This window comes from Brevundimonas sp. (genome assembly GCF_030656255.1).
In the GTDB taxonomy this organism is placed as follows: Bacteria; Pseudomonadota; Alphaproteobacteria; order Caulobacterales; family Caulobacteraceae; genus Brevundimonas.
In genome coordinates this window covers 1-10,588 of record NZ_JAUSOE010000111.1, presented here as the reverse complement: position 1 = coordinate 10,588, position 10,588 = coordinate 1, and the positions used below count along the sequence as shown (strand labels likewise).

Here is a 10,588-nt window from a genome sequence, read left to right as displayed (position 1 = left end):
AACGACGTCGGCACCAAGGCGGCGGTGGCCGGCAAGAACTACGAGATCACCCATGGCGACGTGGTGATCGCGGCGATCACCTCCTGCACCAACACCTCCAACCCGTCGGTCCTGATCGCCGCCGGCCTGGTGGCGCGCAAGGCCCATGCCCTGGGCCTGAAGGCCAAGCCCTGGGTCAAGACCTCGCTGGCCCCCGGTTCGCAGGTCGTCACCGACTATCTGACCGACGCCGGCCTGCAGAAGGACCTGGACGCCCTGGGCTTCAACCTGGTCGGCTACGGCTGCACCACCTGCATCGGCAACTCGGGCCCGCTGGATCCGGCTATCTCGAAGGCGATCAACGACAACGCCCTGGTCGCGACCTCGGTCCTGTCGGGCAACCGCAACTTCGAAGGCCGGGTGAACCCGGACGTCCAGGCCAACTATCTGGCCTCGCCGCCGCTGGTCGTCGCCTACGCCATCGCTGGCTCGATGCGGATCGACATCACTAAGGATGCGATCGGTCAGGACAAGAAGGGCAACGACGTCTTCCTGAAGGACATCTGGCCGACCTCGCAGGAGATCGCCGACATCCAGAAGAAGTCGGTCACCCCGGCCATGTTCGCCAAACGCTACAAGGACGTCTTCAAGGGCGACAAGCACTGGCAGGCGATCAAGGTCACGGGCGGCCAGACCTATGAGTGGGACGACAGCTCCACCTATGTCGCCAACCCGCCCTACTTCGAAGGCCTGTCGATGGATCTGACCCCGGTCCAGGACATCGTCGAGGCGCGCGTCCTGGCCATCTTCGGCGACTCGATCACCACCGACCACATCTCCCCGGCCGGTTCGATCAAGAAGACCTCGCCCGCCGGTGTCTATCTGACCCACCACGGCGTCGAGGCGGCTGAGTTCAACAGCTACGGCGCCCGTCGCGGCAACCACGAAGTCATGATGCGCGGCACCTTCGCCAACATCCGCATCAAGAACCGGATCACGCCCGAGATCGAGGGCGGCGTCACGAAGCACTTCCCGTCGGGCGACACCATGTCGATCTATGACGCGGCCATGCGTTACCAGTCGGAAGGCCGGCCGCTGGTCGTCTTCGCCGGCAAGGAATACGGCACCGGCTCGTCGCGCGACTGGGCGGCCAAGGGCACGCGCCTGCTGGGCGTTCGCGCCGTCATCGCTGAAAGCTTCGAGCGTATCCACCGTTCGAATCTGGTCGGCATGGGCGTGGTGCCGCTGCAGTTCAAACAGGACGGCTGGCAGAAGCTGGGCCTGACCGGCGAGGAGATCGTCACCATCCGCGGTCTGACCGACGTCAATATCGGCAAGCTGAAGCCGCGTCAGGACCTGTGGGTCGAACTGTTCCGCCCGTCGGACGGCAAGATGGCCCGCTTCCCGGTCCGCTGCCGCATCGATAACCAGACCGAGCTGGACTATCTGCTGGCCGGCGGCGTCATGCCTTATGTGCTGCGTAACCTGGCCCGCGGCCCCGAAACCGAGGCCCCGATCGCGGCCGAATAATCCAGCGACGTTCGCTGAAAACAAGAAGGGCCGGCGGAGCGATCCGCCGGCCCTTTTGCCTTGCCGATAAGCGGCGGGTCAGCCGGCGCTGACGACCACCAACTTGCGGTTCACGAACTCCTTGATGCCGACATCGCCCAGCTCGCGGCCGAAGCCCGAGCGTTTGATGCCGCCGAACGGCAGTTCGGGCATGGAGGTCGTGGTGGTGTTGATGAAGACCATGCCGGTCTCGATCCGCGACGCCAGCTTGCGGGCGCGGGTCGTGTCGCCCGAGAAGATCGAGCCGCCCAGGCCGAAGCGGGAATCATTGGCCAAGGCCACGACCGCGTCGTCGTCCTCGACCACGAAGACCTGGGCCACCGGGCCGAAGAACTCCTGATAGAAGGCGGGGTTGTCGCGCGCGACGTCGGTCAGGACGGTGGGTTCGTAGAAGAAGCCGGTCCGGTCGGCGGGCTTGCCGCCGATGACGGCCTGGGCGCCGTGCTGGATCGCTTCGTCGACCTGTTTGGTCAGGGTTTCCAGCGCGTCCCTGGACGACAGCGGACCCAGGACGGTGGACGCGTCCAGCGGGTCGCCCATGACGGCGGACTTCATGCCCTCGACGAAGCCGGTGGTGAAGGCGTCCGCGACGGACTTCTGGACGATGAAACGCTTGGAGGCGGTACAGACCTGGCCGGCGTTGGACAGGCGGCCTTCGACGCCCGCCGCGACCGCTTTTTCGATGTCGGCGTCGTCAAGCACCACGAAGACGTCGCTGCCGCCCAGTTCCAGCGTGGACTTCTTCAGCATTTCGGACGCGCGGGCCGAGACCTTGGCGCCCGCGCCCTCCGACCCGGTCAGGGCCACGCCCTGGATGCGGTCGTCGCCGATCAGTTCGGCGACCTTGTCCGAGGAGATGTAGAGGTTGGCGACGAAGCCCTCGGGCGCGCCGGCTTCCCGGACCAGTTCGGCGAAGCGGGCGGCGCATCGGGGCACGATCCCGGCGTGTTTGTAGAGCACCGGATTGCCGACCGCGATGGCCGGGGCGACCACGCGGATCAGCTGATAGATGGGGAAGTTCCACGGTTCGACCGCCAGCAGCACGCCAACGGGATGGAACTCGACCCAGGCCTCGCCCAGCTCGCTGTCGATGGGCTGGGGCTTGAGGAAGTCGGCGGCCTTTTCGGCGTAATAGGCGGCGATGCCGGCGCATAGGTCGATTTCGCCCTGCCCCTGAGCGAGGGGCTTGCCCATCTCCTCGGCGATGGTGCGGGCCAGGCTGTCGCGGTTCTCGGTCAGCAGGGTCGACAGGGACTTCAGCACGGCGACGCGGGGCTGGATGTCGCCCTGCGACCAGTCGGAGTGGAACACGGAGTCAGCCTTGACCAGGGCGGCTTCGACAGCGTCGTCGCTGTGTTCGGGGTACTCCTCCAACATCTGTTCGGTGAAGGGGTTGAGGGTGCGATAGGCCATGGGGCGTCCTGTGATTTCGACCGGACGGGGGGAGGCGTCGGTCCGTTACATCAGGATAGGGAACGTGCGGCCTTGGCGGCGGTTGCCCGATTTCGGCGGTCGGCGAGACCGTCGTCAGTCCAGCTTGAGCGCTTCCGCCAGCAGTCGAGCCTCGGCGGCGCGGCTGGAGCCGGCGCGCCAGGCGACGACGATTTCGCGGTGGGGCGGCACGCCGTCGGCCTGGTTCTCGAAATGGCGGATGACGACCGAGGGGTTGTCGGCCAGGCCCGCCTGAACCGCCATCCGGGGCAGGAAGGAGACGCCGAGCCCCGAGCCGACCATCTGTATCAGGGTGTGCAGGCTGGTGGCGGCGAACACGTCGTCGCCGCGGGGGGCTTCGATGTCCAGGGCGGCCAGGGCGTGGTCGCGCAGACAGTGGCCGTCTTCCAGCAGGATCAGGTCCTCGGCCCGCATCGAACCAGGGCGGATCGGACCGGGCGCGGCCAGGGCGTGGTCGTGGGGGGCGGCGGCCATGATTTCGTCGTCGCCGATCCGGGCGTGTTCGATGCCCGGCGCCTCATAGGGCAGGGCGATGACGGCGGCGTCGATCTGGCCGGCCTTCAGGGCGGCGATCAGACGCGGGGTCAGATCCTCGCGGATATAGAGTTTCAGGCTGGGATAGGCCGCCTTCAGCGACGGAAGCTTGGCGGGCAGCAGGAAGGGGGCGACGGTCGGGATGACGCCCAGGCGGAACCTGCCCGACAGCATCCGTCCCGCGTTCTTGGCCGCCTCGACCAGATCCTCGGTCCGGGCCAGCACGTCCTCGGCCCGGCGCACGGCCTCGGCCCCCACAGCAGTCATGATGACCGCGCCGCGCGCCCGCTCGACCACGGGGGCGCCCAGGATCCGCTCCAGCTCCTGCACCCCGGCGCTGAGGGCGGGCTGGCTGACGTGGGCGGCCTCGGCGGCGCGGGAGAAGCTGCCGTGTTCGGCCAGAAGCTTCAGATACTGGAGTTGACGCAGGGTGGGGAGCATTTGGGCCTGATAGGCCGAACCTATGCTGAGAGCAAAGATAATCGATTGGATTTATTTTAAGAGGCGTGTCCAATATCCCTGACAGTAACACGGCTAATCGAGACGGGCGTGCGGTTGCGCGCCGATTCAGCAGGGAAACCATCATGACCAGTGAAGCCAAATGCCCGTTCTCAGGCGCGAAAACCGAGCCGGCGGCCGGCGGCGGCGTCCAGAACCGCGACTGGTGGCCGGGCCAGCTTCGCACCGACCTGCTGAACCAGCATTCGACGCGATCCAACCCGCTGGACGGGACGTTCAACTATCGTGAGGCCTTTTCCAAGCTCGACTATACGGCGCTGAAGAACGACCTGCGCCAGCTGATGACGGATTCGCAGGACTGGTGGCCGGCGGACTTCGGCCACTACGGGCCGCAGTTCATCCGCATGGCCTGGCACAGCGCCGGCACCTATCGCGTCCAGGACGGACGGGGCGGCGGCGGCCGGGGCCAGCAGCGTTTCGCGCCGCTGAACTCGTGGCCGGACAATGTGAATATCGACAAGTCGCGCCGCCTGCTGTGGCCGATCAAGCAGAAGTACGGCCAAAGCATTTCCTGGGCGGATCTGCTGATCTTGACCGGCAATGTGGCGCTGGAGACCATGGGTTTCCGCACCTTCGGGTTCGCGGGCGGTCGCGAGGACACCTGGGAGCCGGATCAGGACGTCTATTGGGGTCGTGAGACGACTTGGCTGGGCGGCGACGAACGCTATTCTCGCGGCTCGCACGGGGTCGAGAAGCCGGCCGACGAAGGCGTGCTGGTGATGGACGACCACGACGACGGCGTCACCCATACGCGGGATCTGGAAAACCCGCTGGCCGCCGTGCAGATGGGCCTGATCTACGTCAACCCGGAAGGGCCGGACGGTCATCCCGATCCGCTGGCCGCGGCGTGCGACATCCGCGACACCTTTGCGCGGATGGCGATGAACGACGAGGAGACGGTCGCCCTGATCGCCGGCGGCCACACCTTCGGCAAGACTCATGGCGCCGGCCCGGCCGACCATGTGGGGCCTGAGCCCGAGGCCGAGGGCCTGGAGGCGCAGGGCCTGGGCTGGGCCTCCAGCTTCGGCAGCGGAAAGGCCGGCGACGCCATCACCAGCGGCCTGGAAGTCACCTGGACCCAGACCCCGGCCCAGTGGAGCAACTTCTTCTTCGAGAACCTGTTCGGCTTCGAATGGGAGCTGGAGAAGTCGCCCGCCGGCGCCCACCAGTGGGTGGCCAAGGACGCCGGAGAAATCATCCCCGACGCCCATGATCCGTCCAAGAAGCGTCGGCCGACCATGCTGACCACCGACCTGTCGCTGCGGGTCGACCCGGAATACGAGAAGATCTCGCGTCGTTTCCTTCAGGATCCGCAAGCCTTCGCCGAGGCCTTCGCGCGCGCCTGGTTCAAGCTGACCCACCGCGACCTGGGTCCGCGTTCGCGCTATATCGGCCCGGAAGCGCCCAAGGAGGAACTGGTCTGGCAGGATCCGGTGCCCGCCGTGGATCATCCGCTGATCGACGCCGGCGACGTCGCCGCCCTGAAGGCGCGCGTCCTGGCCTCGGGCCTGACCGTGTCCGAACTGGTCGGCGTGGCCTGGGGTTCGGCCTCGACCTTCCGGGGCGGGGACAAGCGGGGCGGCGCCAATGGCGCGCGCATTCGCCTGGCGCCGCAAAAGGACTGGGCCGTCAACCAGCCTGAGCAACTGGACAAGGTGCTGAAGACGCTGGAGCATATCCAGCTGGCCTTCAACCAGGAGCAGATCGGCGGCAAAAAGATCTCGATGGCCGATCTGATCGTGCTGGCCGGTAACGCCGGGGTGGAGCAGGCGGCCAAGGCGGCGGGTCATGACGTGACCGTGCCCTTCGCACCGGGCCGCACCGACGCCACCCAGGCCCAGACCGACGTCGAGTCCTTCTCCTATCTCGAGCCGGTCGCGGACGGGTTCCGCAACTATCAGAAGGCCCGGTATGCGGTGTCCGCCGAAGCCCTGCTGATCGACCAGGCGCAAAAGCTGACGCTTACCGCGCCCGAACTGACGGTCCTGGTCGGGGGGCTGCGCGCCATCAACATCAATGTGGGCGGCGCGACCCATGGGGTGCTGACCGAACGGCCGGGCGCCCTGACCAACGACGTCTTCGTCAACCTGCTGGACATGGGCGTGAAGTGGTCGGCCTCTTCGTCGGCTCAGGATCTGTTCGACGGCCGCGACCGCACGACTGGCGAGCTGCGCTGGACCGGCACGCGGGTCGATCTGGTGTTCGGTTCGAACGCGGTGCTGCGCGCCCTGGCGGAGGTCTATGCCGGCGCGGACGCCCAGAAGAAGTTCGTCGAGGACTTCGTCGCGGCCTGGACCAAGGTCAGCAACCTGGACCGCTTCGACCTGCAAGCCTGATCTCAGCCGCAGAGACGAAGAAGGGCCGGACGCATGCAGGCGTCCGGCCCTTTTTGTTGTTTGACGCGGCGGCGACGGTTCAGCGCAGCTTGATCTCGAACAGCTGCGGCCAACGTTTTCCGGTGACGAACAGGCGTTTGCCGTCGGCGTCCCAGGCGATGCCGTTCAGGACGTCGTCATTGGGGTCCAGACCCGCATCCTGGGGGACCAGGGCCGTCAGGTCGATGAAGGCCTTCACCACCCCGGTTTCGGGGTCGATGCGGGCGATGCGGTTGGTCTGCCACAGGTTGGCGAAGACCTCGCCGTCGATCCACTCCAGCTCGTTGATCTGATCCAGCGGCTCGCCGTCGGCGGTGACGGAGACGCGGCCGGTCTCGGCCAGGGTGTCGGGATCGAGAAAGCGCAGCTGGTCGGTGCCGTCGCTCATGATCAGGCGCCGGCCGTCGGTGGTCAGGGCCCAGCCCTCGCCCGGATAGGAGAAGCCGCCCAGGGGCGAGAAGTCGTCCAGCTTCCAGATGAAGCCGATGTGGTTGCGCCAGGTCAGGCTGTAGAGCTTGCCGTTCAGCGTGGTCATGCCCTCGCCGAAATAGACGGTCGGCAGGTCGCGCTGGCGCAGGACCTCGCCCGTCTCCAGCCGCACCTGGCGGATGAAGGACGGGTACAGGCCGGTGCTTTCGTACAGCGCCCCCTGATGGAAGAAGAGGCCCTCGGTGAAGGCCGTCTTGTCGTGCGGATAGGCGCGGACGACTTCATAGGGTTGGACCGGAACCTCGGCCCGGGCCGGAAGGACGCCGCCTGTCGCCAGCAGCAGGCCGGAGACGAGGCCGGCGAGGCGTAACGACAGGCGGGTCATCGGATCAGGCTTGCTCGGCGGCGGCTTCCGCCTCGGCCTTCTTGGCGCGGGCCTCGGCCTGGTTGGCCTGGGCGCGGGCGGCCGTGGCCTTTTCCTTCTTCGTGGCGGAGCTGCGACCCATCATGTTCAGGGCCTCGACCCCGGCCGAGAAGGCCATGGCGGCGTAGATATAGCCCTTGGGCACATGATAGCCGAAGCCGTCGGCGATCAGTACCATGCCGATCATCAGCAGGAAGCCGAGGGCCAGCATGACGACGCTGGGGTTCTCGTTGATGAAGTTGGCCAGCGGGTCGGCGGCCAGCAGCATGACGGTCACGGCGACCAGGACCGCCACCACCATGATCGGCAGGTGTTCGGTCATGCCGACGGCCGTCAGGATGGAGTCGATCGAGAAGACCAGGTCCAGCAGGATGATCTGGAAGATCGCCGCGCCGGCGTTGTTGATCATCACATCCTTCTTATCCATCACGTCATGGGTCGGCGTGGGATCGACGGTGTGGTGGATTTCCTTGGTGGCCTTCCAGACCAGGAACAGGCCGCCCGCGATCAGGATCAGATCCTTCCACGAGAATTCATTGCCCATGACGGTGAGTACCGGCTGAACCAGGCCGACCAGCCAGGCGATGATCGACAGCAGGGCCAGGCGCATGACCAGGGCCAGGCCGATGCCGATGCGGCGCACCTTCTGGCGCTGATGCTCGGGCAGTTTGTTCGACAGGATCGAGATGAAGATCAGGTTGTCGATGCCGAGCACGACCTCCATCACGATAAGCGTCACCAGCGCGGCCCAGGCGGCCGGGTCGGAGAGCAGGGGCGTAATGCTGTCGAGCATGAGAGGTCCTAGAGGGGAAAAAGCTTGAGCGGAAAGCGCTAGGGCCGCCGCAGGTTCCGATCAAGCACCCGGGTGCGGCGCAATGGTCGCACCCCTGGCCTCCATCTGGCAATCACCGCCTGTCCGGGGCGATGTCGACCACGACCGGGAAATGGTCCGAAATCACCTGGCCGGCGAAGGAATCGGTCGGGACGGCGTAGCGTTCGACCGACAGGCCGGGGCCGACGAAGACATGGTCGATGGCCACGCCGTCATTGTCCTTGGCGATGTCGAAGTCGTTATAGGTGCCGGCGGGGCCGAAGACGACGGGGCTGACGGCGCGGGCGTCGCGCAGGCCGGCGGCCAGGACGCGGTCATAGGGGGCGGTGTCCGGCCCGGCGTTGAAATCCCCCATCAGCACCACCGCCGCCGTCACCCCCTCGACCGTCGCCGGGGCCAGGTCGGAGGCCAGGGCGGCGCAGCGCTCGCGGGCGACCGCGCCGACGTGGTCCATATGGGCGTTGCGCACGTCCAGCAGCCGGCCGCTGGCCCGGTCGCGCAGCACGACCCGCGTCACAGTGCGGGGCAGGGCGGCGTCCCAGCCCTTGGACGGCCGATCCGGCGTGGGCGAGCACCACAGGGTCTCGGCGCTGACTGTCTCGAACCGGGCGCGACGCCAGAACAGGGTCGTCGTCTCGCCGGCCTGGGCGCCGTCGTCGCGACCGACGCCGTAATGATCATAGGCCGGCGCCTGTTCGGCCAGATAGGCGACCATCGGAAGCAGAGCCTCCTGAACCCCGAGGATGTCGGGATCGAAGAAGGCGATCTGGCGCGCCATGTGCGGGCGGCGCTGCGCCCAGTTCGGCGTGTCGTCGGGCGCGTCATAGCGGATATTGTAGCTCATCATCCGCACCGGGCGGGCGGCGTCTGCGGGGGGCGTCTGCCCCTCAGTCACGGTCCCGGCCTGGGTGTTCGACGGGGCGGCGACGCAGGGCGCCAAAAGGGCGCAGGCGGCGGCGATCAGCAGGGGGAACGGTTTCATCTCGGCTCTCGTCGGCAGGTCAGGCCTGGGTTTCACATGGAGGGATGACCGGGGTGCGACACCTTATGCGACAGGGTGCGGCTTCATCACCCCTTCACGCAATGTTGCGAGCAGCAAAACCCCGTGCTATCAGGCGCCCGGCTTGAAGGGGGCGTATTCGCGAATACGGCCTCTGTCGTGCTTTCCGCAAGCATTTCAAGCTTTTGACCGTTGCGAGCCTCGCAATCGGTCGCGACCCTGACACAACGACCTCGGACCCTAATCAGTGGCTGATGATTTCAGAACGACGGAAGTCGGCGATCGCTACGCACAGGCGCTGTTTGATCTGGCGCTGGAAACCGGCCGCCTGGACTCCGTCCGCGCTGACCTGACGTCGTTGAAGGCCGCCTGGATCGAGAGCGCCGACCTGCGCCGCCTGGCGACCTCGCCGGTCATTTCGGCCGAGGATCAGGCCAAGGGCCTGACCGCCATCGCCGCCAAGGCCAAGTTCGAACAGACGACCGCCAACTTCCTGGGTCTGCTGGCCCAGAACCATCGCGCCAAGGATCTGCCCAGCGTGATCGCCGGGTTCGAAGCCCGCTACGCCAAACACGCCGGCATCGTCGCCGCCGAGGTCGTCTCGGCTCAGGCGCTGGACGCCAAGCAGCTGGCCGCGATCAAGACCGCTCTGAACGCCAGCCTTGGCAAGGCGCCGGAACTGACCACGCGGGTCGATCCGGCTATCCTGGGCGGCCTGAAGGTCAAGGTGGGCTCGAAACTGTTCGACGCCTCGCTGAAGACCAAGCTCGACCAGATGAAGTTCGCCCTCAAGCGGGCGTAAGCCTGCTCCCCGCACACAAGAATGAAGCGCGCCTGATCGGCGCACCCGCATAAAGACTGAAGAACAGAGAGCCCGTTATGGACATCCGCGCCGCTGAAATCTCGGCCATCCTCAAGTCGCAGATCGCCAACTTCGGCGTCGAAGCCGATGTCTCCGACGTCGGCAGCGTGCTGTCGGTCGGCGACGGCATCGCCCGCATCCACGGTCTGGACAATGTCCAGGCCGGCGAAATGGTCGAGTTCACCAAGGCCGGCGTCAAGGGCATGGCCCTGAACCTGGAACGCGACAACGTGGGCGCCGTGATCTTCGGCGCCGACGCCCAGATCGCCGAGGGCGACGACGTGCGCCGCCTGGGCGAGATCGTGGACGTGCCGGTCGGCAAGGGCCTGCTGGGCCGCGTCGTCAACCCGCTGGGCGAGCCGATCGACGGCAAGGGCCCGATCGAGTTCACCGAGCGTCGCCGCGTCGACGTCAAGGCGCCGGGCATCATCCCGCGCAAGTCGGTCCACGAGCCGATGCAGACCGGGCTGAAGGCCATCGACACCCTGATCCCGATCGGCCGCGGCCAGCGCGAACTGATCATCGGTGACCGTCAGGTCGGCAAGACCGCCGTCGCCATCGACACCATTCTGAACCAGAAGAGCACCAACGCCGCCGCGACGTCGGAAGGCGA

The 10,588-nt window shown here is 66.8% G+C and carries 8 protein-coding genes and 1 pseudogene; 4 read left to right on the top strand and 5 right to left on the bottom strand.

Features of this window, described 5'->3' with window-relative positions; genetic code table 11:
• Positions 1–1,509 (top strand): aconitate hydratase AcnA (gene acnA / locus Q7J26_RS11540; protein ID WP_304936570.1); only part of this gene is annotated, 1,509 nt, incomplete at its 5' end.
• A gap of 78 nt (positions 1,510–1,587) precedes the next feature.
• Here acnA and Q7J26_RS11535 read toward each other — a convergent pair.
• The gene (locus Q7J26_RS11535; RefSeq protein WP_304936569.1) at positions 1,588–2,961 is read right to left on the bottom strand and encodes an NAD-dependent succinate-semialdehyde dehydrogenase; all 1,374 of its coding nucleotides are present in this window, start codon (positions 2,959–2,961) and stop codon (positions 1,588–1,590) included.
• A 114-nt stretch (positions 2,962–3,075) separates the two neighbouring features.
• Positions 3,076–3,975: a hydrogen peroxide-inducible genes activator gene (locus Q7J26_RS11530; RefSeq protein ID WP_304936568.1), complete on the bottom strand. Its 900-nt coding sequence runs from the start codon at positions 3,973–3,975 to the stop codon at positions 3,076–3,078.
• A 143-nt stretch (positions 3,976–4,118) separates the two neighbouring features.
• Between Q7J26_RS11530 and katG the strand changes: the two genes are divergently transcribed.
• Positions 4,119–6,389 carry a catalase/peroxidase HPI gene (gene katG / locus Q7J26_RS11525; RefSeq protein WP_304936567.1) on the top strand — a complete coding sequence of 757 codons (2,271 nt, stop codon included), beginning with the start codon at positions 4,119–4,121 and terminating at the stop codon, positions 6,387–6,389.
• A gap of 79 nt (positions 6,390–6,468) precedes the next feature.
• On the opposite strand, the gene Q7J26_RS11520 is transcribed toward katG, so the two are convergent.
• The 3 genes from Q7J26_RS11520 to Q7J26_RS11510 all read right to left on the bottom strand — a co-directional run bounded on the left by Q7J26_RS11520 (position 6,469) and on the right by Q7J26_RS11510 (position 9,095).
• On the bottom strand, positions 6,469–7,242 hold the full coding sequence (locus Q7J26_RS11520) for a glutaminyl-peptide cyclotransferase (protein ID WP_304936566.1): 774 nt from the start codon (positions 7,240–7,242) through the stop codon (positions 6,469–6,471).
• Between the two features lie 4 nt (positions 7,243–7,246).
• Positions 7,247–8,074 (bottom strand): TerC family protein, encoded by an 828-nt coding sequence (locus Q7J26_RS11515; RefSeq protein WP_304936565.1) that lies wholly within the window; start codon positions 8,072–8,074, stop codon positions 7,247–7,249.
• 112 nt (positions 8,075–8,186) lie between these two features.
• Complete coding sequence (locus Q7J26_RS11510) at positions 8,187–9,095, bottom strand: endonuclease/exonuclease/phosphatase family protein (protein ID WP_304936564.1); 909 nt, start codon at positions 9,093–9,095, stop codon at positions 8,187–8,189.
• A gap of 265 nt (positions 9,096–9,360) precedes the next feature.
• On the opposite strand from Q7J26_RS11510, the gene Q7J26_RS11505 reads away from it, so the two are divergent.
• On the top strand, positions 9,361–9,915 hold the full coding sequence (locus Q7J26_RS11505) for a F0F1 ATP synthase subunit delta (RefSeq protein ID WP_304936563.1): 555 nt from the start codon (positions 9,361–9,363) through the stop codon (positions 9,913–9,915).
• Between the two features lie 77 nt (positions 9,916–9,992).
• Positions 9,993–10,588 (top strand): annotated as a pseudogene (locus Q7J26_RS11500) (F0F1 ATP synthase subunit alpha); the annotation flags it as partial.